We start from the raw sequence: 24,506 nt of genomic DNA on the forward strand, positions 1-24,506 counted from the left end.
GGCAATTCCGGCCCTGCACGCTTAGCGCACGCAGGGCCGGAATTGTTACATCAGTCCGTTTTCGTACCCGCTGTCTCAGGGGTGCAGGTTGTCGAGCACTGCCAGCGGATCGACATGCTCGACAACGTCGGCAACCGAGTCCGGTGCGAACAACGACTCCGAGGAGTCAGCGGCCAGCGAACCGCTTGATCCGTTTCCGAATGCGTCGCTGGCGTCGATCGACGACCAGGGGTTTGTCGAGCCACCCAGGCCACCGTCGAACGAACCGCCAAGACCACCGTCGAACGAACCACCGAGCGAACTATCGAGACCACCCTGAAGCGATCCACCGATCTGCGTCGCCGCATCAGTGACCGCGTCGAGACCGGCTGTCGCGTCGAGACCCGCACCTGCGTCGAGCACAGCGCCAACCGTCGAGTTCAGTCCGGCGCTGACTCCGCCGATGTCCAGCCCTTCGGCGGAGAAGCCGCCGAGATCGAGTTCCGGCAGATCCGCGCTGACGGAACCGAGGTTCACTGCCCCCAGATCGAGGCTGGGCAGGGTTGCGCCGATCGAACCGGTGTCGAAGCCGCCGGCGTTCAGTGCTGCATCCAACGACGCACCTAGCCCTGCGACGGCGTCGCCGCCGATTACCGAGCCTGTGGATCCGTTCAACACGCCGCCGAGTGCACCACCGAGGTCTGCTCCGACCGATCCTCCGCCGCCCAGAGCGCCGGACAACACCGTGGAAAGCTCGGTTCCGAGATCCGCGCTCCCGCCGAGCACGGCGTCGAGGTCGAGTCCGCCGCCGAGAGCCAGAGCTGAATCCAGAGCGCCTGCCAATGCAGCTTCCACCCCGGTGTCGAGACTGCCGCCCACTCCCAGTGCGCTTGTCAGCGCTCCGCTGAGCACGGCGCCGAGATCCAGATCGCCGGCCAGCCCGGTCAATGCGCTGACGTCCGTCAAGGCCCCCAGAGTGCCGCCGAGGGACGCTCCGAGGTCGGTGCCGATCGATCCACCGGCCGCGAGGGCAGTGGACAACGCGGCGCTCAGATCGCCGCCGAGATCGATCCCGCCGCCCAGTGCCAACGCCGATTCCAGTGCGCCCGACAGGTCTGCGCCCAACCCACCGCCGAGAGCGAGGAGCCCGTCGAGGCTCCCTGCGCCGTCGAGCACTCCGCCGAGTGCCAGTCCGAGGTCTGCGCCGATATCTCCACCGACCGCGAACACCGGCGCCAACGCTCCGGAAAGCCCGGCCGCCAGGTCCAGCCCACCGGCCGCGGCAATCGCAGCATCCAGGGCCGCACCCAACTCGGTCGTCAGAGAACCGCCCACATCCAGTGCCCCACTCAGTGCCGCGCTGAGCTGAGCTCCCACGTCGAGGGCTCCTCCCAGATCAACCACGGAACCGAGACCCAGGCCAGCTTCGAGGACTCCGCCAAAAGCGGCTCCGAGCTGCGCACTGATGTCACCACCGAATCCGAGAGCCGCGCCCAGAGCGCCAGCAAGATCTCCGGCGACGTCGATGCCACCACCGAGTGCCAACGCCGATTCCAGTGCGCCGGACAGGCCGGCACCCAAGCCACCGCCGAGAGCGAGGAGTCCGTCGAGGCTAGCGGCACCGTCGAGCACCCCGCCGAGCGCAAGACCGAGGCCCGCGCCGATATCCCCACCGACCGCGAACACCGGCGCCAAGGCCCCGGAAAGCCCGGCCGCCAAGTCCAGCCCACCCGCAGCGGCAATCGCAGCATCCAGGGCCGCACCCAACTCAGCGGTGAGAGAGCCACCAACGCCGAGCGCCCCGCTCAGAGCCGCACTGAGCTGTGCTCCGATATCGAGAACGCCCTCCAGGTCAACAGCCGAGCCAAGCCCTAGACCAGCTTCGATGACGCCACCAAAAGCGGCTCCGAGCTGCGCACTGATGTCACCACCGATTGCGAGGGCAGCGCTCAGTGCCGCGGCAAAATCACCGGCGACGTCTATGCCACCACCGAACTCACCACCGAGCGCGCCGCCGAGACCCAATCCGGCTCCCGCACCGAGTCCGACGCTGCCTCCCAATCCGAGGCCTGCGCCCAATCCGCCGCCCAGGGTGCCGCCGATTGCTCCGGCTGCCTGGGTTCCGGCGTTGACGATCGCGGACAGGTCGGCGCCCGCTCCGGCAAAAAGTCCGGACTCGGCGACAAGAGGTGCAACAGCAACGATGTCGGCAGGACTCACTTCGCACAGGCCGGCTGCGTTGAGTGCTGCGACGGGATTTGCGCAGTACTGAGCGGCGGCCTCGTCGTCACGCAACAGACCGAGAATGAATTCGAGTACGGCATTGGTAGCCATGATGGGTTCTCCTGAATCTTGGTGAGTATCGCGGTTCGAGCGGATGATGCTTCGCTGCATGCGAATCGACTGCCGTTAACGCTAAGTCGATCGAGCGCCGACCCCAACGGGGAACGCCCCCACTCCTGCTCCAGACCGCGCAGAGAATCCCCCGGTATCGGCGTTAGGGGATTTGCCCCCGATAGGGGATCGCTCCCCTACTTCGCGTCGAGGAGCCTCGCGGGCGTAACAAACCCGTCCTACATCCCGACATTGCAGACAACTGCGACGGGCGTTCGACAATCCACTACCGAGGAGTTCACTTTCATGGAGGCAGGGCTCGGCATCGGTATCGGCTCGACAACTCTGGTGGCCGTCGTCGACAAACTCGACGACGCTCCCGCAAGCTCCCGACGTACCGTGCGGAGCGACAGTGTCGTTCAACTGGACCCGAGCAGCGTCTTCACCGATTTAGTGGAACGCGTGGGCGACCCGGTTCCGCTGTACTCCGCCGACGGAACCCCACATCGCGGCGAGGACCTCACTGCGGTAGCGATTACGACGCTGATGCGCGACGCTGTCGCCGATCACGACCAGCCGAGCCACGTTGTCATCGCCCATCCCGCCTGGTGGAGCCGCCATGCCGTATCGGCTTTGGAAGACGCCTTGTCTACCAAGATGATTCACGACGCCACCCCGGTAAATGCAACGCTGGTCGCGGAGCCGATCGCCGTGGTGGACTGGTTGCGCAATTCCGGTCACCCAGATTCGGATGGGCTCACCGCTGTCTTCGATCTCGGTGCCCGATCGCTCGACATCACGTTGCTGTCTACCACTAGTGGAACAACCACGATCGTCGGCAAGTCCCTGCACTCCGACGATATCGGCGGAGACGAGTTCGATCATCTTGTCACCATGCATCTGCTCGCCGAATTCGATCACATCGATATGTCCACGCCGGAAACTCTCGAGGCGTTGACAGCGCTTCGTGGCCACGCGCGCGAAGCCAAGGAGATACTGTCGTTCGACACCGAAACAGTTGTCCACGTTGATCTTCCCGGCGGATCCCACAACCTGCGGCTTGTCCGGTCCGAACTCGAAGACCTACTCCGTCCCGCGATCACACGATCGGTTGCCTTGGTACACGAGGCGATTCGATCAGCCGGCGTCGAGTCGAACGACGTCAGTCACGTTGTTCTCGCGGGCGGTAGCTCGTCCATTCCACTGGTCGCGGAACTGTTGTCTTCCGAACTTCGGGTACCGATGATCGCGGCACCTGATCCGAGATCCTGCGCGGCGGCCGGAGCTGCAACTCGCGCAACCGCAATCGGGACTACGGCTACTGCCGTCGAACAGACGCTTCCGAAACCTGTTCCGGTTCCGGCTTTCTCGACGCCACTCGTTGTTGCTTCGAACCCCGAGGCCACGTCGGCTGCCCGGCGCTCGTCCCGAGTAGGCATCGTCGCGGCTGTCGTCGGCGCGTGTGCGATCCTCGCGGCTGGTGGGCTCGGAATCGGTACCGCCGTGGACAAGATCAAACCCGCTTCGAGTTCCGCCGACCCGAGTAGCGAATCCCCCACTTCCGCAATAACGTCCAACCCGACAGCACCATCCGGCTCCGAGCCGGTGGCCGACGCCGCGCCGTCGACGGGCGCAGCCGTCGCCGTCACCGGGTTGCCCACCCCCGGCACCCGATCTGTCGGCGTCGCGACTACGGGGGCTGCCGGAACGGGTTCGCCCGCCGCACCAGTGGCCACAGATCCGCCTGCTGCCGCGCAGCCGGGCGCAGATCCCACAACCGCCCAGCAGAACGTCGACTCCGGTTCGCCATTTCAGATTCCACAGGTCCCGGCGTTCGAGGTTCCCGATCTTCCCGTTGTTGTCGCGCCGCAATTCCCGGACCAACTGACACTGCCCACGGCCATCCCACGCTTTCCCGTCGGATAGTCGAGGCGCTGCGTCGTGAACAGTGAATCTCCATATATCCGTGACCTTCTGAGCACTATCGACCTGGAGGCCGAACCGCTGAGGTTGTTTGTCACCGGTTCCGGCGAAAGTGCTCGGCCGCAACTTCTCGCTGCTGTACACCGACGTCTGATCAGCCGCGAAGCCGTCGTCGTGACAACGGATTTCACCAGAGACGACCGTAGGCCCACTACCGTTCTCTGGATCGACAATTTGCCGGACCTCGACGCCGCCGAGCTTGCGAAGGTCCTCGAAACGCTACGACGCACAAACATCTCAGCCGTCGTGGCGACGGATATTGTCGATCCGCGTCTTGCTGATACTGCGGCCGACTTCTCCGCGTCAGGTTCGGTACTGCACCTGGACCGCTTGCGCTGCTCGGATATTCAGGCACTCGCGAACCGGTACGGTCATTCACTCGCGCCGGATGTGGCCAGCGATCTCGAGACCTTGTCGGGAGGACATTTCGGAGCCATCGACGCAGCCCTGCGGTCGCCGGTTCTCGAACGTCAGACCGTCGACGATGCGCTTCGGGGGTACTTCGCCCGCACCGTGGGCACGCTCGATGCCCGGCAACGCGAGATTCTGTACATCTCGAGCATCGTGCACAATCTCGCGCCCGACGAACTGGAACTCGGCAGTCCGAGCGACGCATTCGATCGCGCGCTGGGAACGGGACTGTTTGCTGCGCAATCCCCTGCGATCCTCGAATCACTGGCGCATCCTCTCGGACTCGGCCCGGAGCGCGCGACATTGGATCGAATACTGGGCCGGCGCATCGAAGCGGGCGTTCTCGATATCGACACCGCCGTGCGACTTTTTGATGCAGGAGTACGTCACCCGGGGATCGCACAACACTTCTACGAGCACGCCCGGCGCGCCACCTCCGCTGCGGCCGCGGACCTGTATCAGCGGGCTGCGGTGATCGAATCCCCTTCTGCTGAAACCATGCTGCACCACGCGGAGTGCGCGGCCTCACTCGGCGACCTCGATACCGCTGTCAGCCTGACAGATTCGATACTGGGCAATCAGAACGCTCGAAACGCCGATCTAGCTGTTGCAGTGCGCATCTCAGCAGCGGTATCCACAGTGTGCGGTCAGATCGCCTCCGGTGCAGAACTCTACGCGTGGCTCGGCCCCGCGAGAGCAGACACGGAATCGGCATTCGGGGCGATCCTCCTCGTCGCGTCCGGCCGCATCGACGACGCCGCGGCATTGCTCGCCGGAACCAGCGGCGCACCATCGCCGGGCAGCACGGGTACCGGCCTGCTCGCCCGTGGACTCATGCAGTCGGTGACGGGACCACCTCCGGTCGCGCTCAACACGATGTCCCGGGCGCTGACACTGCCTCGATCTCCTGGGGCTTCACGCTTTCAGGCCGACTCCCCTGCTGCCATCGTCGCCACTGCACTCATGCACACCGGAGCACACGATCGGGCTCGAGACGTTCTTGCAAAAGCAACCTCGGCGCACGACACATCCAGCCATCTGTGGGCCCGTCATCATATTCTCGCCGCGTGGGCAGCACTGCTCGCCGGCAATGAAAACCCCGTCGCCGACATCCCCGAATCAGCGCTCACGGATTCCCTCGGCCAGCGCGACACACTGTTTCTCCTGGCGTTGGAAGTCGGCGTCGCCCGGAGATTCGGTGACCTCGAGGACCTGCGTCGCACGTGGTCTCGGGCGTCGGGAACCCTCTTCGAATGCAGCGTCAATCTGCTCGATCTGTTGCCGATCTGCGAATTGTGGCTGGCCGCAGTTCGTCTCGGCGATACCGAGCACGTCGACCATCTCATCGACGAGGCTCAGGATCTGCTGCGACTACTCGGCGATCCGCCGCTGTGGTCGTCGCTGTTTCACTGGTACGGCGTCCAGGCCGCGATTTTGGGACAATCCCCGGCGGATCTGCTGCCACATGCGCGTGCGCTCGCGGAATCAGCCAAGATCCATTCCTATTCCGCAGGTCTCGCCGAAGCCGGCCGCCAATGGCTGCTTGTCCTTCAAGGAACGGTGAGCAGCGACGAAATCGAGACCGCTGCAAGAACTCTGAATCGAATCGGTCACTCGTGGGACGCCGCGCGCCTTGCGGGCGAGGCCGCGCTTCGGGCACCCGACACCAAGTCCGCAACAACGTTGCTTCAACTCGCGCGCTCCTTTCGGATCAACACACCTGAGCCTGGTTCATCGAGAGAAGATGCCAACGCACTCCCCGACTCCCCCTTGACCGAGCGCGAACACCAGATCTCCGAACTTGTCGTACTCGGGCTCACCTACCGAGAAATCGGTGAGCGCCTCTATATCTCCGCGAAAACCGTCGAACATCATGTCGCGCGCATCAAGCGGAAGGTCGGAGCGCAGTCCCGTTCAGAACTCCTGGTAGTCCTGCGCAGCCTCACGACCCAGAACCGGAATTAACTGAACATTCACCCTTCTGGCACAAACGAGCTTTCGGGTGGTAGTTTCCACAGCCAGTGCATGTTTTTTGTGCGATGCGATTCGATAGCCATATAAGGGGGACGCCGTGACCTGGGGAGTCGGACTTGATGTCGGCAACACACGTTGCACTGCGGTGATCGCCGTGCCCGACGCCGAACCGGTGATCATCGACCACGAGTCCGTGCTGCACCACGCGCCGGACGGAACTATTGCACTGGGTACGGCCGACACACATTCACCGGGCGTACGACGGTTCCTCGACCGAGTCACTACCGACAACGAAGCGGCTGCCTCCCAGCGGACGCGCGGTGAAGAACTGGTTGCAACCGCGCTGTACTGCCTCGTTGCGGAAGTCCATAGCCTCACCGATCAACCTCTGCGCATCGTCGCCGCCATCCCACCCAACTTCTCGGCTCGATCTGTGGCCACGCTGCGAACCGCGCTCGACAACATGGATCTCGACTACATCGAACTTGCACCCCACTCCGAGACCATCGATGCCTGCGACCTCTATTTCGACATCACCGATTCCGACATCACCGATTCCGACATCACCACGGGTGAACGCTCGGCACGGGGAGCCGCGATTCTGGCTGTTCCCCGCGCGCCGGTAACTGCCGTCCCCGACATCGAGCAGGTGCCGGAGCCGGAAGACGCCCTAACCACACAGGACGCACCGAGTCGGCGGCCCGTCTACGTCGCTGCCGCCGTCGCCGGTCTACTTACTGCCGCGGCCTGCGCGCTCGCGGTGTTCATCGGTAGCGCCCCCACAACGCAGGTTCCGGAAATTCGTGACGCCGCTGTCCCGGCGTATGCCGAAGTGGCGACGCCCACCGATCCCGCGACCCTTCGCGAGGTTCCGATCCAATTCCCCACTGCGGCGCCCGTGGCCGCCGTCCAACAGAATCGCACTCCGACCCAGCGCTATCAGGCACCCACCCAGGACGTCTTTCTGGTCGACGAGTTCGACTACGTTCCGACCGAAGACGAGAGCGTCGAACCGCTCGCATCCGAGATCCCCGCCGTGGACGACTACGACGTTAGCGGCGAACAGACCGATCCCGTCGACCCTGGCACAACTGATCCGGAACCGGTCGATCCCGAACCTGTCGACCCGCAGCCTGTCGATCCCGAACCGGTCGACCCGCAGCCCACCGATCCCGAACTGGCACCAGAAATAACCCCCTAGCTGCACATATCGAGTTCCCTCAACCTAGGCGCCCGACCCCACATCGGAGCCTTCCCCTATGGTGGGGCGGTACCTTCCGGCGTTACGGCCGAAAGACTCGAAGGGATTTCATGCGTAACTCGTCGGCGATCCGGACCGTTCTGGTCGGCGCCTCGGCACTTCTGCTCGCAACATCGTTCTCAGCCACAGCTTTGGCGCAGCCGGCAGAACCCACATCCGAATCATCAGTCGAACAGCTCTCCGCGGATCAGCTACCCGCCGAACTGGTCGAGGCGATCAGCCGAGATCTGAGGATTTCCCCCCAGGAATACCTCGATCGCGCCGCCAAGGCCCAGGAGTTGGGCGCGTACGCGGAAAGCTTCCGGTCCTCGCGCCCCGGCGATTACGCGGGCTCGTGGATGAACCTCGACGGTCAACCGGTTGTGGCAGTTACCAGCGCCGATGCAGCACGCGTCGCCGCAGCCGACGGATTCGTCACGCATGTGGCACCGGTCTCCGCAGGCAGTCTGGAACAGAGCCTTGCCGACGTCAACGGATGGATCGCGAAACTGCCCGGCGATATCGCGACGGCAGTCAGCTCCACCTCCATCGACGTACTGAACAACCAGGTTGTCGTCGACGTTGCCAACAGCCCCGTCGGCAAGGCACTCAACCTGCCTACGATGCTCGAGAACACCAAAATTCGGCTCAGCCCGGATGGCGGCGGCGCGATCGACGCTCGCGCACTCGGCGGCGACATCTATGTCACGTCACCGGGTCCGATCCGCGAGACACCGACCGAGGACATCTCCGTCTGCTCGTTCGGATTCAATGCAGTCGACAGTCACGACAATGCGCTCAATATCAGTGCGGGACACTGCAATAAGGCCGAGGGAACCGCTGCACCCGTCTATCTGCCCAACCCGCAGAACATCGACGACAGCCTCCAGGTCGGCAACTTCGCCCAGTCCGCGGTAGGCAAGGCCGGCGAAGAACTCGACTACTCCGTCATCAAGCTCAACCAAGCGGGCGTCGACGCCGGACTCGACCGCGCATCGGTGCGCGGCGCCGGTGGCACGACACTCGAGATCACGGGCACCGCACGCCCCGTCATCGGAGCACCGATGTGCAAGTCCGGTCAGGCCAGCTCATTCACGTGTGGCGTGGTCGCAGCCGATCAGGTCGAGATCCAGCTTGTCCGGCCCGGCGGCGAATCGCGCACCGTTCGCGGCTTTGCCGGAACGGCATGCACCCTTGCAGGCGACAGCGGCGGAGCCATCGTCACCGGAACCCTGGCATTGGGAATCACGAGCGGTTCCAACAGCACCGGCGCCCCCAACTGCACCGAAGCGAATCTTGTCCTCGCAATGTCCGGTGGGACCACGAACATCGGAATCCCCGTCGACAACATCACGCAGGCCGCTGACGCAGCCTCCGGTGGTGGCGTCGGATCCGGAATCCAGGTCCGCACAATCGGCTGATCACCGGAACCCACTCGTTGTAACGGGTGGGATTCGTGGGGAAGAACCCATATAGTCGTGTGCGACTGCGATACGGCTCGCCGAAAGGCGGGCCGTATCCGCGTGCACCCAGGGGGGCCGCACGCGGTCAATGAAGCGGAAAGGCCCACATGCGAAGCTCCACCGCACGTCGCGCCGCAGTGTTCGGATCGACGATGCTGCTGCTCCTCGGACCGATTGCCGCTGTTGCGAGTGCTGAACCGTCGACGCCCGGTGTGTCCGACCAGGCCGCACATCTGCCCATCGAACTCGCCGAGGCACTTCAGCACGATCTGGCATTGACGCCTGATCAGTACCTGACGCGTTCGGAACTCGCGCAGAAACTTGCCGAGTTCGCAGACATCGCGCGGGTGCAGTTCCCCGACAGTTTTGCCGGAGTCTGGCTGGACGACCTCGGGCAGGCCGTTGTTGCACTGGCCTCCGGGCAGGGCAACGACGCAGCTCGCTCGGCCGCCGAAAAAGCCGGTTTCCAGGTCAAGGACGTCGCACAGAGTGAATCGGCTTTGCAGAACGAGGTGTCCGCACTCAACACCTGGCTCGAGTCGCAGCCACCTGCCGTCGCGGATCTGGTTCGGGGAATTGCCATCGACGTTGTCGGAAACGGCGTCGAGTTGACCGCAGACCCCGCAGCCGGACTGGCCCTGCCGGACTTCCTGAACACAACCGTCCGCCACGCCGCCGTCCCGATCTCCGTTCCGCCGATCGTTGTCGACCTCCTCCCCGCCACCGGTTCCCTGACCGGCGACGCCGCACTCGGCGGCGATGCGTACGGGGGAATCTCCGGCCTCAACGGGTTCAAATGTTCCTTCGGGTTCAACGGAACCGATGCCTCCGGTCGCACCGTCAACATCAGCGCCGGACACTGCGATCCCAACCGCATCGCCGCAGGTACGCAGTACGCCTCTGAAGCCTTCCCGCTCGTCAACAACCAGCCGGGACCGCGAGTGGGATACTTCGCCAAGAGCGTGTTCGGGCCGCGGGACTACTCGATCATCAACATCGACGATCAGGCGAAGTACCGGTTCGACAACAACAGTGTCCGGGTTCCCTTCAACCGATCCGTCAACATCGACGGGGTTGCCGATCCTGTTGTCGGCGCACCGGTCTGCAAGGCCGGATCGACCACCGGCTACAGCTGCGGCGTTGTCACCAGCGTCAATCGTGCCGCAGTGGTCTCGGAGCAGCCGATGTCCAACCTCTTCACCACCGACATCTGCGTCCTTCAGGGCGACAGCGGCGGTCCGATCATGACCGGCACCCGGGCACTGGGCATCACCAGCGCGTCGACGGTCGCAACATCTTCGTTCTGCGAGGTCGCTCGGGCCGCAACACTCATCGGTAGCCCTCAGCCGATTCAGTACGGAACGCCCATCAAGGACATCCTCGCCGAAAACCCCGGCTTGAAGGTCCGCGACTACTGATCGCACCGCACCTACTGTGGCCCACCTCCTGTCGAGGTGGGCCACAGTTTTTTGTGCGAATGCGCCGTTTTTCTCCCACCCCCACCCGTGCGAACGTACCTTTCATCGCCTTGGATGCGCCGAAAGGTACGTTCGCTCCGGACGGGTCGGTCGGTACCGCCAAAACAGCGCAGATGGCAGGTTAGGGCTGCCTGATTAACAGGGGCGAGATGCACACCACCTAACGTGACGGTAGATAAGTTTGCGCAGCGGCCCAGCCCGTCGTTGCGGAATAATTGATCTCGCCAGGCCAAGCATGGTTACTCGCCGGTATACATGGTCGACACATCAAGCTACTGGCGGGTAACATATGGCAGGTTAGTATCAGTGGGCTCTTACCAGGTGGCCGACGCGTCGCCCTGAAATGAAAGGCCGCGACATGAATGCCCTGACGATCACGTTGGGCACCATCGGTGTGCTGCTGAGCCTCGTGTGTTGGTATTCCTTCATCGGTGGCGCGCTCAAGATGGTGAAGGTCGTCCAAATCGGCCAATCAGCACCAGACCGCTGGCGTCCGTTCTTCCCCCGCTTCAAGCAGATGGTCATCGAGTTCATCGCGCACACGCGCATGGCGAAGTTCCGTACCGTCGGCTGGGCTCACTGGCTCGTCATGGTCGGCTTCCTGCTCGGCGCCATCGTCTGGTTCGAGGCTTACGGCCAGACGTTCAACCCCGAGTTCCACTGGCCGATCTTCGGCAACTGGGCCATCTACCACCTGGTCGACGAAATTCTGGGCCTTGGCACCGTCATCGGCATCACGACGCTGATCGTCATCCGCCAGCTCAACCACCCGCGCCTGCCGATCCGCATGTCCCGCTTCGGTGGCTCGGATTTCAAGGCCGCCTACTTCGTCGAAACCGTTGTCCTCATCGAGGGCCTCGGCATGATCTTCGTGAAGGCCGGCAAGATCGCGACCTACGGTCACGCCAATCCGTGGACCGACTTCTTCACCATGAACCTGGCCAAGCTGCTCCCGGCCAGCGCCATGATGGTGGCCATCTTTGCGTTCATCAAGCTGATGTCCGGCATGATCTGGCTCTACATCGTCGGCCGCAACATCACGTGGGGCGTTGCCTGGCACCGCTTCTCCGCGTTCTTCAACATCTACTTCAAGCGTGAAGACGACGGCGGCGTTGCTCTCGGCGCGGCAAAGCCCATGATGTCCAAGGGCAAAGCCCTCACCATGGACAACGTCGATCCCGACACCGACACCCTTGGCGCCGGCCAGATCGAAGACTTCTCCTGGAAGGGCTGGCTGGACTTCACCACCTGCACCGAATGTGGCCGCTGCCAGTCCCAGTGCCCCGCGTGGAACACCGGAAAGCCGCTCTCCCCCAAGCTCCTCATCATGTCGCTGCGTGACCACGGCTACGCCAAGGCCCCGTACCTGCTGGCCGGTGGCCGCAAGGACATGGGCGGCGACGAAATCGGGTTGGTCGACGCCGACGGCAACGTCAACGAAGCCGCCCTCGCCGCAATCCCCGAGGCCGCCCGCCAGGAAGCCGAGCGCAAACTCGTCGGCGAGACGGTCGAGGGTGAACTCGCACCGGTCATCGACCTCGAGACCCTGTGGAGCTGCACCAACTGCGGCGCCTGCGTCGAGCAGTGCCCGGTCGACATCGAACACGTCGACCACATCATCGACATGCGCCGCTACCAGGTCCTGATCGAATCGGAGTTCCCGTCCGAGCTCGCCGGCCTGTTCAAGAACCTCGAGAACAAGGGCAACCCCTGGGGCCAGAACTCCAAGGACCGCCTCAACTGGATCAACGAGATGGACTTCGAGATCCCCGTGTACGGCAAGGACGCCGACACGTTCGAGGACTACGAGTACCTGTTCTGGGTCGGCTGCGCCGGCGCCTACGAAGACCGCGCAAAGAAGACCACGAAGGCCGTCGCGGAACTGCTCGCCACTGCAGGCGTGAAGTTCATGGTGCTCGGCGCCGACGAAACCTGCACCGGCGACTCCGCTCGCCGCGCCGGCAACGAGTTCCTCTTCCAGCAGCTCGCGCTGCAGAACATCGAAATGCTCAACTCCGTCTTCGAGGGTGTCGAGCAGAAGAAGCGCAAGATCGTCGTCACGTGTGCGCACTGCTTCAACGCGCTCGGCAACGAGTACCCGGAGGTGGGCGGCGACTACGAGGTCGTGCACCACACCCAGCTGCTCAACCGCCTGGTGCGCCAGAAGAAGCTGATCCCCGTCGCATCCGTCAGCGAAGACATCACCTACCACGACCCGTGCTTCCTCGGCCGCCACAACAAGGTCTACGACGCACCCCGTGAACTCATGGAAGCATCCGGCGCCAAGCTCGTCGAAATGCCGCGTCACGGCGAACGTTCCATGTGCTGTGGTGCCGGTGGCGCCCGCATGTGGATGGAAGAGAACATCGGTAAGCGCATCAACGTCGACCGCGTCGACGAAGCGCTGTCCACCAACCCCAAGAAGATCGCAACGGGTTGCCCGTTCTGCCGCGTCATGCTCAACGACGGCGTCACCGCACGCCAGGAACAGGGCAAGGGCGAAGGCGTCGAGGTTGTCGACGTCGCGCAGCTCATGCTCAACTCCGTCACCCGCCTCGAACCCAGCCAGCTCACCGAGAACATCAAGGTGATCCCGCGTGAGAAGGCACCGGTTGCCGCGGCACCCGTCGTCGAAGAAGCCGCACCAGCAGCCGCAGCCGCACCCGCAGCCGAGGCAGCAGCCCCGGCCGCACCCGCCGCCGCCGGTAAGGGCCTGGCAATGAAGGGTCTGGCCAAGGCGCCCGGCGCAAAGGCACCCGGCGCAAAGGCACCCGGCAAGGGACTCGGAATGGCAGGCGGGGCAAAGGCTCCCGGCGCCAAGAAGGCTGCTCCGGCGGCTGCCGAAGCTCCCGAGGCCGCAGCAGCAGAAGCTGCACCCGCGGCAAAGCCCAAGGGCCTCGGCCTGGCCGGCGGAGCAAAGGCTCCCGGTGGCAAGGGTCTGCAGATGAAGGGCGCTGCCAAGGCACCAGGTGCAAAGGCTGCAGCAGCACCCGCTCCTGAAACCGCTGCACCCGAAGCTGCTGCTCCGGCTGCTCCCGCCAAGCCGAAGGGTCTGGGCCTGGCGTCCGGCGCCAAGGCTCCCGGCAAGGGTCTGCAGATGAAGGGTGGGGCAAAGGCTCCGGGCGCAAAGGCTGCCGAAGCACCCGCTGCACCCGAAGCTGCTGCTCCCGTTGCCGAGGCACCAGCCGCGGAAGCACCGGTTGCCGAAGCTCCCAAGGCTGCGCCGGTTGCCAAGGCCGGCGGGCTCGGATTCAAGTCGGGCGCAAAGGCTCCCGGTGCAAAGAAGGCAGCACCGGCTGCTGCAGCGCCGGCTCCCGCTGCGGAAACCCCGGCGGCTCCTGCTGCCGAGGCAACCGCTGCTGAAGCACCCGCTGCTGAGGCTCCAGCTCCTAAGGCTCCGCCGGTTGCCAAGGCCGGCGGGCTCGGATTCAAGACGGGCGCAAAGGCTCCCGGTGCAAAGAAGGCAGCGCCCGCTGCTGCACCTGCTCCGGCTGCCGAACCTGCACCTGAGGCAGCTGCACCTGAAGCACCGGCACCCGAAGCACCAGCTGCCGAGGCTCCCGCTGCGCAGGCCCCCAAGGCTCCCCCGGCTGCAAAGCCGGGCGGGCTCGGATTCAAGGCAGGCGCAAAGGCTCCCGGCCGCAAGTAGTAGTCGCGTCATCGAACGCCCCCGCCATGACGGCGGGGGCGTTCGTGTTTGCCGGGCCAGGTAAGTGAGCAGGGTTTCTGCGTAGCGAGCACCCCTTCCAGCTCGCCGGAACCCTTTCTCACTGCACACAAACATTGCTCACTGCGCACAAACTATGCCCACTCCGCGACTTATCCACAGTCTGGAAACCCGTCGGCCCAGACGCGCTCCGATGCACCAGGATTGTTCGGCATGGGGGAACAACCGCACATTGTCCGCAGACCTGAGCACCTCGCCACCGGCGGCACGGACTCAGAGATCCGTCGCAGCTGCGTCAGCGGCGACTGGACCCGCATTCATCGCGGTGCCTACGTCTCGACGCAGCCGTTCTCGGAACTCGACGCACATGCGCGTCATCGTCTGCAGGTTCACGCGATAGCGAAGGCAGCCACGTCCGACGCGGTTGTGAGTCATACCTCCGCAGCAGTGCTGCATGGCCTGGAATTGTGGAACACCCCGCTCCGTCTGGTTCACCTGACTCGAAGCCGTCGAGTTGGCGGCAGCACGTCCACTCACAGGCAGGTGCACTCTGCGTTGTTCACCGCGGACGAAGTCACGACCGTCCACGGTCTGCGGGTGACAACGCTCGCGCGCACGGTAGTCGACCTTGCCCGCTCGCTGCCGTTCGAACCGGCCCTGGTCGCGGGGAACTCAGCGCTGCACCGAACATCGCTCAGTCTGGTCGACATCACCTCAAACCTGGGCGGCGTGCCTCGTCATCCGTCGCACCGCCATGCATTGCATGCGATCGACGCGATGGACGGTCGGATCGAAAGCGTCGGCGAGTCACGGAGTTTGGCGCTCTTTGCCTCGCAGCGCCTGCCGATACCCGAACTGCAAGTTCAGATCGGTGATGCTCGCGTCGATTTCCTGTGGCGGGAGCACCGCACTGACGGGGAGTTCGACGGCCGAGTCAAGTACCGCCGCTTCGTTCCCGCCGGCCGCACCCCGGGAGACGTGCTCTGGGCGGAGAAGGTCCGCGAAGACCGTCTCCGGGATGCGGGTTGGCAGGTGGTTCGGTGGACGTGGGCGGACTTGTCGACGCCGTTGATGGTCGCGGATCGGATCCGTGCGGCGTTCGAGCGCGGCCGCTCCCAATAGCCAAGACAGCCCTAGCCGGCCCTCCCAGCGGACGGGACTCGGACTGGGCAGCAGCTACACCTCGTGAGTCCAGAGCTTCAACTGCGGAACACCCGGCGGCGTGAACCCGAGCACCTGGCCGTAGAAGGACAGTTCCGCGTTGCGGGAGCTGATGATCGTGGACTGCTTACGGAAGCCGTGGGATTCGCCTTCGTAGGCCAGGTAGGCATGCGGAATGCCCTTCGATACCAGTGCATCTCGAAAGCGTTCGGCTTGTGACGGCGGAACGATCGGATCGTCGAGGCCTTGCAGCAGCAGAACGGGGCAGTTCAAACCGTCGACGTTGTTGAGCGGTGCACGCTCGGCGTACAGCGCTGCGGATTCCGGCAGCGGCCCGATCAGTCCGTCGATGTACCGCGATTCGAAGTCGTGGGTTTCCTTGACGAAGCCGTCCAGTTCGGCAACGCCGTAATAGGAAGCGCCGCACGCAAACACGTCGGAGGTTGTCAACGCCGCCAGGACGGTCCAGCCGCCCGCAGATCCGCCTTCGATGGCCAGACGGGCAGAGTCGGCAAGCCCCTGTTCGGCGAGTCCCGTAACCGCGGTGATCACATCCTGAACATCGACGACACCCCACTGCCCACGCAGACGATTGCGGTACTCGCGGCCGTATCCGGTGGATCCGCCGTAGTTGACGTCCACGACGCCGATTCCACGACTGGTGAAGTACGCGTACACGAGGTTCAGAGCGGGCGCGATGTGCGCGGTTGGTCCGCCGTGCACAAAGGCGACGTACGGCGGGAGTTCACCGTCTTGGCCGCGGTAGCGGGGATTGCGGGGCGGGTAGGCAAATGCGTGGACTTCGCGCCCGTGCCCGTGTGCAACAACGGTCCGGGCTTCCGGGAGGTAGGCAGATTCGGGAAGCGCGTCGACGGACAGGCGAACATCACGCAATGCGCCGGTTCCGAGGTCCAGTTCACGCAGTCCGGTGGCCAGTTTTGCGCCGCCACTTTTGATGAGCAGCTGATCACCGCGCACCTGCATGAGGCCGATGCTGGTGACACCTGAGACGTCGATGTCGCGCAAGTCGCCGGTGTCCGGGTCCAGTATTGCGAGGGTATCCGTGCCGAAAGTGCGCACGGTCAACAGTTTTCCGTTGCCAAGCACCTCGTACCAGCGGGCGCCGAACTGCCACAGTGCGTCACCGAAGTCGGCGTCCACCGGGCAGAGCGCGGCCACGTCTGCGCCGACGCCGGAACCCACCCGATAGATATTCCACCACCCACTGCGATCGCTGACCGCGTACAGTTCGTCACCCGATACCCATTCCGGTTGCAGCACTGATTCTTCCGTGCCGCCGAGAAGAACTCGATGCGGACCCGCAACGCCGTCGATCAGATCCGCGACCCGCAGTTCTGTTCCGTCCCATGGCATCTGCGGGTGATTCCAGGCGATCCAGGCGATTGTGCTTCCGTCCGGGGAGGGCCGCGGGTATGCAAGGAAATCCGAACCGCCGACGATGGAGCGAATCTCGCCGGATCCGTCGAGCGGAATGGCGCAGATGTCGCGCGTGATCGTGCCGCCTGGCGCGTGGGACTCGCGCACGGCCCACACGTCGGCGCCGACGATCGACAAATCCGCGTATCGCACCGATGACGATGTCGGAGGTGTCAATGCTCGTGGCGTGAGACCTTCGAGGATGTACACCCGCTGATCGGAGAACTCGCTGAAAACCAACCGTCCGGCGTCTGTGACCGTCCAGGCGCCGCCGCCGTACTCGTGAACTCGGGTGCGTGCGTTCCACGGCGTGGGCAGTACGTCGACGGGCTGACCGTCGAGCCCCAACCGTCGGATCGCGACGCGCCCGCCTTCGGTTGGCCGCAGCTCCGCCCACCACACCTCGTCGCCGACGTAGCGGCCACCTTCTACCGGATGACCTCCGTTGGCCAGATCTGCTGCGTCGATGGGCGATGCCCACGATCCGTACGGGGCTGCGATCACGTCGGTCGGCGTCATGCGCCCCAGAATAAGCCAACCGACGTGTATGCCAACCGAACAGACGGCACCTTCTTTCGTGCCCGGAAGAATCCACTTGCGCACAGGTGGAATCATGTAACTCGTGAGCACACCAGAACCCGTCCGCCATCGTCAGCCGCAGCGCGAGCTGGAGCAGTCGTCGAAGCTCCAGAACGTCCTGTACGAAATCCGTGGACCGGTGCACGCGCATGCCGCCCGGTTGGAGGCGGAAGGGCACCGGATCCTCAAGCTCAACATCGGAAACCCCGCACCGTTCGGTTTCGACGCACCGGACGTGATCATGCGCGACATGATCGCCGCCCTTCCCTACGCTCAGGGGTACTCGGAGTCCAAGGGCATTCTCTCGGCCAGGCGCGCGATCGTGACTCGGTACGAGCTGGTTCCCGGCTTCCCCGAGGTGGACGTCGATGACATCTACCTCGGCAACGGGGTGTCCGAGCTGATCACCATGACTATGCAGGCCCTGCTCAACAACGGCGACGAGGTGCTGATCCCAGCGCCGGACTACCCGTTGTGGACGGCAATGACCAGCTTGTCCGGCGGAACTCCGGTGCACTATCTGTGCGACGAAGGCAACGACTGGAATCCCGATATCGCGGATATCGAATCCAAGATCACCGACAAGACCAAGGCCTTGCTGGTCATCAACCCGAACAACCCCACGGGTGCGGTGTACTCGATGGAGATTCTCCAGCAGTTGGTCGATCTGGCGCGCAAGCATCAGCTTCTCCTGCTCGCTGACGAGATCTACGACAAGATCCTCTACGACGACGCCAAGCACATCTCGCTTGCGTCGTTGGCTCCCGATCTTCTGTGCCTGACGTTCAACGGTCTCTCGAAGGCGTACCGCGTTGCGGGCTACCGTTCGGGTTGGGTGGCGATCACCGGCCCGAAGGAGCATGCCGGCGGCTTCCTCGAGGGTCTCGACCTTTTGGCGTCGACGCGCTTGTGCCCGAATGTTCCGGGTCAGCATGCTATCCAGGTGGCGCTCGGTGGCCATCAGAGCATCGAGGATCTCATCCTCCCCGGCGGACGTCTGCTCGAGCAGCGCGATGTCGCGTGGGAGCGTCTGAACATGATTCCGGGTGTCTCGTGCGTCAAGCCGCGTGGTGCGCTGTACGCGTTCCCGCGCCTGGATCCGAATGTTCACGAGATCCACAACGACGAGAAGTTGGTTCAGGACCTACTTCTGCAGGAGAAAATCCTGATGGTTCAGGGAACGGGCTTCAATTGGCCCGATCATGACCATCTGCGAATCGTTACCCTTCCATGGGCCCGTGACCTTGCTGTGGCAATCGAGCGGTTCGGCAACTTCCTTACGAGTTACAAACAGTAGGAAGCTGGAAACCCACTGGCCACGGCCATGGACGTTTGACCAGTTTGTTCTTCTATGGATGCCCCGCACGGGAAAATGTGCGGGGCATTCGTGCGACCTTGGTCACAAATTTCCGAAACCAATCGGTTTGGTTGAGTGTTTGACTAGTCGCGACCTGCCGCTACGGCAGAAACAGCGCAAATGGTCCGATAACTGTTGTAAATTAGTAGCAAGACAATGCACCAGATCGGTTTGAAATTGGGTACATTGGTTTCAGCACTTCGGTGCCGCGAGCACCTGGTATCCCTCCCCCCCCTGTGGATACCAGGTTGGTGGCGGGGACAACCCCCCCTGTTCCCCGCCACCCAGCTCGAAACCTCCTCACCTCGCACCTGTTCACAGCAACTGCCGCTAACATGGCACCGGTGCAAATCCCCAGTCCGACACTCAGTTTCCGATGAGCCACGGTCACGGCCATGGCCATGACGGCCCACTCCACATCGGAGCCACTGCTGCCCGCGTTGTCGTCGGCATCCTCACCGTCGTCGGTCTAGCCGTACTCGTCGGCGTCATCGCTCTGTGGCCGGACAAGGCCAACCTCGACATCCCGTTGCCGTTTCAGAACTCGGACGGCGGGTCAGTGGTCACGGAGGCCGGCACGGTCACCCTCCAGGAGATCGGCGCTTGCGGAAGTGTCTCGGCGGGAAGACCATTCGTCGGCGAACCGGCGCCCCCGGCGAATACGAGTTATCAGTGTCAGCGGAGCATCGTCGACATCGAATCAGGACCGAACGCCGGAACCCAGACATTGCTGGAGATCATTCCGGGTCCCGGCCAACCTGATTTGCGAGTCGGCGAGCATATCCGTCTGCTGCGCCAGACCGATCCGACCGGGGCGACGCAGTATTCGTTCGAGGACTATTCACGCGGATTGTCGCTGACACTGATCGTCGTGGCGTTTGCCGTGGTGATCATCGCCGTTGCCCGGTGGCGCGGATTGCGGGCACTTCTCGGGCTTGTGGTGGCGTTCGGCGTGGTGGTCGGCTTTCTGCTCCCCGCCTTGTTGGACGGAAAACCCGCGATACCCGTTGCACTCGTGTCGGGCGCCGTCATCTTGTATGCCGTCTTGTACCTCGCACACGGGGTCTCACTCCGAACCAGTTCTGCGTTACTCGGAACTCTCGCCGCCATGGTTCTTGCTGCGGTGCTGTCGTACCTGTCGATCGAACTGACACAACTCACCGGACTCTCCGAAGAGCAGAACACCAACGTGCAGACCTACATTCAGCACGTCGACATCACCGGGCTCTTGCTCGCAGGTTTCATCATCGGCTCCCTCGGTGTGCTCAACGACGTCACGATCACCCAGGCGTCGTCGGCATTCGAGTTGGCGCAGTTGGACAAGGGCGCGACCCGACGCCAAGTGTTTGCCGGCTCGATGCGTGTGGGTCGCGATCACATCGCCAGTACTGTCTACACCTTGGTCTTGGCCTATGCGGGCGGCGCTTTGCCGTTGCTGCTGTTGTTCAGTGTCAGTGGCCGTCCGCTGGGCGACGTTCTGGTCGGCGACGCCGTAGCCATCGAAATTGTGCGATCTGCTGTCGGCGGCATCGCGCTTGCGCTGTCGGTGCCGCTCACGACGGCAATCGCCGTACTCCTTGCCCGTCCGCCGGGAAGTTCGACGGCCACCGCGTCGAACGGTGGTCGTCACTCCAAGCGTTAGCTCACAAACCGGGGATAGGTGGCAGAACGGGAAGCAGGATCGGAGGCAGCCCGGGAATGTACAGCGCCGGCGGGGGCGCGGGCGCAGGTGCCGGCGGAACGTACGGCGCTTCGTAGGGTGCCTCGTACACGGGAGCTTCCTCCGTCACCGGAGGCGGCTCTGTTGTGGTGGTCGGGGGCGGTGTTGTGGTGGTGGTGGCCGGAACCGTCGTCGACGGCGTTTGTGTTGTGGTGACCTCTGTTGCTACCGGGCCGGCTTCACCCGAATCGCCGAACACCTTCCCGCCGTAGCCCATTCCCAGACCGACGATGACGATCGCGGCAACAACACCGGCTCCCAGTCCGGCGAATCGGAACTGCCTGCCTGACTCCGGCTTGGTTGCCTCGTCGTGTGAAGTAGCGGCGAGCCAGGTGGGTTGTCCCCCACTGACGTCCTCGTGAACAGCCGAGTAGGCCTGAGCATCGACCATGACGGGTTCTTTGACGTCTGGTTCGTCGCCGTCGTAGTCGTGGTCGGCAGCTGGTTGAGCCTGGGTAGGTACTGACTCGGGTGCAGGCGCCACCTGCGCATGCGCGGGCGCATGGAGATCGGTGCTGACCGGCGCAGCCCCGGTCATGGTGGCACCGACCGGCGCAGCCCCGGTCATGGTGGCACCGACCGGCGCAGGCCCTGGCCCGGTCATCGTTGCGAGGCCACCGTGGGCGAATGCCTGGACGGGCGCCGGCGCCACAGCGGGAGTGTTGATCGGGTACGGCGCAAAGATCGGCGCCACTGCCGGGGCCGCAACAGTCACGGGGGGCGCAGCGACGGGTTCTCTGCGGGGTGCGCCGTCTGCAAGTAGTGCGGCTCCCTGCGTGGCGAGGAGGTCTGGTTGTTCGGGCGCTATGACGGGGATTTCGATCCACCGTTCCAGCACGGCGCGAATGATGGGGACTCGGGCGCCGCCGCCGATCAGTACAACGGAATCCGGGCGCCGACCGGAGGTCGCAATCACCTCACGGACCTCTCGGGCCAGAGCCTCGACACTGGGCGCGACCAAGGAGTCGAAGACTTCTCGGGAGAGGAGTAATAATCCACCTGGTCCGGGGAGGCAGACGGCGCTGCGGGTCGAGAGTTGTTCCTTGGCCAGTCGGCTCCGGGCTTGGAGTTCTGCAATGCCTTCGGGATCGGTGGGTGTCGCGATGCGACGTCGTTCGGTTTGGTCGAGGTAGACGAGTGCGTCGAACTGATCGCCGCTGACTTGACTGGATCTGGCGGTGACGATGGTTGTGCCGGTGGTGCGATCGAGAACGTCGACGGTTGCGCCGGTGGCACCGAGGTCGATGACTACCAGGGTGTTCTGTGCGCCCAGCGTTCCCGGTTCCTCGAGCATCCGCAGAATTGCCGCCGATTCGGGTATCAGTCGGTAGTTGTCGATCCGGCCACGATCGAGTGCCTGGGTGAGGGCGCCGGCCTGACTCTGATCGCGGTAGACGACAGCGACGGAGTTGTCTTGGCCGGCGAATTCCGCGAGCGCGACGCGAATGGAATCGGCTGCCACGTCTTCGGGGGTTTCGTGTCCGCGCACGATCGCTCTGGATCGAAATACCGGCCCACCGTGCTCCGGCGCTCCTGGGCGTGCCAAGCGCACAGCGCTCGCCCCCACTGTTACACCGAGCACCAAGTTCATGAGCCACCTTCGTCGACTGCAAACAGATCCAGGAGCAGACCCGTCACCTTCCGGCGGGAAGTCTACCCATTCGATTGCATCGTGGAGATGTGCAGAGTCGAACCGACCGTACGGCTGGCAACTTATCAGTTATTCACCCTTAGCTCTCACCGCCCTACCCCGCGATAAATCCAGCCGGCCGATCGCCAGAGTGACGGGTCGAGGCAGTTGCGTCCGTCGACGATCACCCGCCCGTGCACAACCGAATCCAGCTGTGACGGTTGGAGTTCGGCAAACTCAGACCATTCGGTGGCAACCAGCACGACATCTGCGCGCTTGCACGCCTCTGACGTCGACGTTGCATAGTTGAGCGTGGGAAATATGGTGCGCGAATTCTCAATCGCCTTGGGGTCGTACACCGTCACGCTCGCGCCGTGCAGTTGCATCATGCCCGCAACATTCAGTGCGGGCGAATCGCGCACATCGTCCGATTCAGGCTTGAAGGCCGCCCCTAGGACAGCCACGTTCATTCCCAGCAAACTGCCCCCGCAGGCTTGCGTCACCATCTCGAGGACCTTGGTTCGGCGTCGCATGTTGATGCTGTCCACCTCGCGGAGGAACGACAAGGCTTGATCAACGCCCAGCTCTCCGGCCCGCGCCGCGAACGACCGAATGTCCTTCGGCAGGCAACCGCCGCCGAATCCCAAACCGGCGTTCAGGAAGCTCCGCCCGATCCGCGCGTCGTGACCGAGGGCGTCAGCTAACACGGTGACGTCGGCTCCGGTTGCCTCGCAGATTTCCGCGATCGCGTTGATGAAGGAAATCTTTGTGGCCAGAAAGGCGTTTGCCGAACCTTTCACGAGTTCCGACGTCGCAAGGTCGGTAACCAGAAACGGGATGCGCGCGTCGAGCATCGAGGCATAGACGTCCCGGAGAGCAGATTCGGCGGTGCCGGGGCGATCCCGATCGACGCCGACAACTAACCGGTCCGGACGCAACGTATCGGCGACGGCTTTTCCTTCGCGCAGGAATTCTGGATTCCACGCCACTTCGACGCCGTCCCCGGCCGGTGCGGCGGCCCGGGCCCGCGCGCCTAGCCGGGCTGCCGTCCCGACGGGAACTGTCGACTTGCCGACAATGACGGCCGGACCCTCCAATAGCGGTGCCAGCGTGTCGATAACGGAATCGACGTGAGAAATGTCCGCAGCCTTCTCACCGCGCTTCTGCGGAGTGCCCACACAGAGAAAATGCAGATCGGCGAACTCCGAGGCCTCCGCGTACGACGTCGTGAAGTGCAGCCGCCCGGATTCGAGATTCCGCGTCAACAGCTGTGCCAGTTCGGGTTCGAAGAACGGAACGGCCCCGGCGCACAGCATCTCGACCTTCGCGGCGTCGATGTCGACACCCAGAACCTCATGCCCCAGTTCCGCCATACACACGGCATGGGTCAGCCCCAGGTACCCGGTCCCGAACACGGTCAGTCTCATGAGTAGTTCATATACCCCAACGGCGGACGCGGCGGGAACACCGTGTGGTCGATGCGCAAACACTTCGAGACATCATGGTGCCGCATTGTGGCGCTGCCCCTTTATGATTGACCTCATGCACATCCTCTTTGTCTGCACCGGAAATATCTGCCGATCGCCAACAGGGGAACGCCTTGCTCGAGCATTTGCGGAGGAAGCGGGAATCTCGGATCTCACGGCGTCGAGCGCTGGTACGCGCGCCCTTGTCGGTCATGCGGTGGAACCGACGGCGGCGCTGGTATTGGAAGGGTTGGGAGGCGATCCCTCCAATTTTCGCGCTCGCCGGCTTACTACGGCAATTGCGTCTGAAGCCGATTTGATTCTGGCTATGACGGAGCGTCATCGCGACAAGATTCTGGCGTTAGCGCCATCGCAGTTCAAGCGAACTTTCACGTTGCGTGAGGCAGCGCGGTTAGCGGAAGAATCGGCGGCAACAACAGTTGCCGAACTGGCCGACGCTCGCCCGCGCTATCAGGTTCAGGAAAGTGAAGACGTTGCCGATCCTATTGGCGCGGATGAGGAAACTTTCCACGCTGTGGGTTTGGAAATCGCCACTCTTCTGGGGCCTTTGCTACGGCGCATTGCGATTCCCACTCAATAGGACTTCGCTTGCCGATTCCCTTCGGT

The 24,506-nt window shown here is 63.7% G+C and carries 14 protein-coding genes; 10 read left to right on the plus strand and 4 right to left on the minus strand.

Features of this window, described 5'->3' with window-relative positions; translation table 11 throughout:
- Positions 1-75 precede the first annotated feature (75 nt).
- Positions 76-2,313 (minus strand): IniB N-terminal domain-containing protein, encoded by a 2,238-nt coding sequence (locus tag V2B23_RS15720; protein WP_430951208.1) that lies wholly within the window; start codon positions 2,311-2,313, stop codon positions 76-78.
- A 306-nt stretch (positions 2,314-2,619) separates the two neighbouring features.
- Between V2B23_RS15720 and V2B23_RS15725 the strand changes: the two genes are divergently transcribed.
- The 7 genes from V2B23_RS15725 (at position 2,620) to V2B23_RS15755 (ending at position 15,651) form a co-directional block, all read left to right on the plus strand.
- Positions 2,620-4,239 carry an Hsp70 family protein gene (locus V2B23_RS15725; protein ID WP_430951209.1) on the plus strand — a complete coding sequence of 540 codons (1,620 nt, stop codon included), beginning with the start codon at positions 2,620-2,622 and terminating at the stop codon, positions 4,237-4,239.
- Between the two features lie 15 nt (positions 4,240-4,254).
- Positions 4,255-6,672, plus strand: a complete 2,418-nt coding sequence (locus V2B23_RS15730) for a helix-turn-helix transcriptional regulator (protein WP_430951210.1) — start codon at positions 4,255-4,257, stop codon at positions 6,670-6,672.
- A 106-nt stretch (positions 6,673-6,778) separates the two neighbouring features.
- Entirely contained in the window at positions 6,779-7,882 is a 1,104-nt protein-coding gene (locus tag V2B23_RS15735; protein WP_430951211.1) for a hypothetical protein, read from the plus strand.
- A 110-nt stretch (positions 7,883-7,992) separates the two neighbouring features.
- A complete protein-coding gene (locus V2B23_RS15740; RefSeq protein ID WP_430951212.1) occupies positions 7,993-9,342 on the plus strand; it encodes a S1 family peptidase in 1,350 nt (449 codons plus the stop codon).
- A 149-nt stretch (positions 9,343-9,491) separates the two neighbouring features.
- Positions 9,492-10,802 carry a S1 family peptidase gene (locus tag V2B23_RS15745; protein ID WP_430951213.1) on the plus strand — a complete coding sequence of 437 codons (1,311 nt, stop codon included), beginning with the start codon at positions 9,492-9,494 and terminating at the stop codon, positions 10,800-10,802.
- Between the two features lie 418 nt (positions 10,803-11,220).
- Complete coding sequence (locus tag V2B23_RS15750; RefSeq protein ID WP_430951214.1) at positions 11,221-14,511, plus strand: (Fe-S)-binding protein; 3,291 nt, start codon at positions 11,221-11,223, stop codon at positions 14,509-14,511.
- Positions 14,512-14,742: 231 nt separating this feature from the next.
- Positions 14,743-15,651, plus strand: a complete 909-nt coding sequence (locus V2B23_RS15755; RefSeq protein WP_430951215.1) for a hypothetical protein — start codon at positions 14,743-14,745, stop codon at positions 15,649-15,651.
- 54 nt (positions 15,652-15,705) lie between these two features.
- Here V2B23_RS15755 and V2B23_RS15760 read toward each other — a convergent pair whose 3' ends face one another.
- Complete coding sequence (locus V2B23_RS15760; protein ID WP_430951216.1) at positions 15,706-17,646, minus strand: prolyl oligopeptidase family serine peptidase; 1,941 nt, start codon at positions 17,644-17,646, stop codon at positions 15,706-15,708.
- Positions 17,647-17,749: 103 nt separating this feature from the next.
- Between V2B23_RS15760 and V2B23_RS15765 the strand changes: the two genes are divergently transcribed.
- Together V2B23_RS15765 and V2B23_RS15770 are read left to right on the plus strand one after the other, a co-directional pair.
- A complete protein-coding gene (locus V2B23_RS15765) occupies positions 17,750-19,003 on the plus strand; it encodes a pyridoxal phosphate-dependent aminotransferase (RefSeq protein WP_033235721.1) in 1,254 nt (417 codons plus the stop codon).
- A 436-nt stretch (positions 19,004-19,439) separates the two neighbouring features.
- Positions 19,440-20,705, plus strand: a complete 1,266-nt coding sequence (locus V2B23_RS15770) for a YibE/F family protein (protein ID WP_033235722.1) — start codon at positions 19,440-19,442, stop codon at positions 20,703-20,705.
- A gap of 1 nt (position 20,706) precedes the next feature.
- On the opposite strand, the gene V2B23_RS15775 is transcribed toward V2B23_RS15770, so the two are convergent.
- Complete coding sequence (locus V2B23_RS15775) at positions 20,707-22,374, minus strand: Hsp70 family protein (RefSeq protein WP_430951217.1); 1,668 nt, start codon at positions 22,372-22,374, stop codon at positions 20,707-20,709.
- A gap of 146 nt (positions 22,375-22,520) precedes the next feature.
- Entirely contained in the window at positions 22,521-23,840 is a 1,320-nt protein-coding gene (locus V2B23_RS15780) for a UDP-glucose dehydrogenase family protein (protein WP_430951218.1), read from the minus strand.
- A 115-nt stretch (positions 23,841-23,955) separates the two neighbouring features.
- Between V2B23_RS15780 and V2B23_RS15785 the strand changes: the two genes are divergently transcribed.
- The gene (locus tag V2B23_RS15785) at positions 23,956-24,480 is read left to right on the plus strand and encodes a low molecular weight phosphatase family protein (RefSeq protein ID WP_430951219.1); all 525 of its coding nucleotides are present in this window, start codon (positions 23,956-23,958) and stop codon (positions 24,478-24,480) included.
- The last annotated feature ends 26 nt before the right edge of the window (positions 24,481-24,506 follow it).

The organism is Rhodococcus sp. 24CO, assembly GCF_050586165.1.
Lineage (GTDB): Bacteria > Actinomycetota > Actinomycetes > Mycobacteriales > Mycobacteriaceae > Rhodococcus_F.

Bases quoted from the DNA above. Each gene is read 5' to 3' on its own strand.
- V2B23_RS15740 (WP_430951212.1), top strand. From the start codon at position 7,993: ATGCGTAACTCGTCGGCGATCCGGACCGTTCTGGTCGGCGCCTCGGCA.
- V2B23_RS15785 (WP_430951219.1), top strand. From the start codon at position 23,956: ATGCACATCCTCTTTGTCTGCACCGGAAATATCTGCCGATCGCCAACA.
- V2B23_RS15760 (WP_430951216.1), bottom strand. From the start codon at position 17,646: ATGACGCCGACCGACGTGATCGCAGCCCCGTACGGATCGTGGGCATCG.
- V2B23_RS15745 (WP_430951213.1), top strand. From the start codon at position 9,492: ATGCGAAGCTCCACCGCACGTCGCGCCGCAGTGTTCGGATCGACGATG.
- V2B23_RS15725 (WP_430951209.1), top strand. From the start codon at position 2,620: ATGGAGGCAGGGCTCGGCATCGGTATCGGCTCGACAACTCTGGTGGCC.
- V2B23_RS15775 (WP_430951217.1), bottom strand. From the start codon at position 22,374: ATGAACTTGGTGCTCGGTGTAACAGTGGGGGCGAGCGCTGTGCGCTTG.
- V2B23_RS15720 (WP_430951208.1), bottom strand. From the start codon at position 2,313: ATGGCTACCAATGCCGTACTCGAATTCATTCTCGGTCTGTTGCGTGAC.
- V2B23_RS15755 (WP_430951215.1), top strand. From the start codon at position 14,743: ATGGGGGAACAACCGCACATTGTCCGCAGACCTGAGCACCTCGCCACC.
- V2B23_RS15770 (WP_033235722.1), top strand. From the start codon at position 19,440: ATGAGCCACGGTCACGGCCATGGCCATGACGGCCCACTCCACATCGGA.
- V2B23_RS15780 (WP_430951218.1), bottom strand. From the start codon at position 23,840: ATGAGACTGACCGTGTTCGGGACCGGGTACCTGGGGCTGACCCATGCC.
- V2B23_RS15750 (WP_430951214.1), top strand. From the start codon at position 11,221: ATGAATGCCCTGACGATCACGTTGGGCACCATCGGTGTGCTGCTGAGC.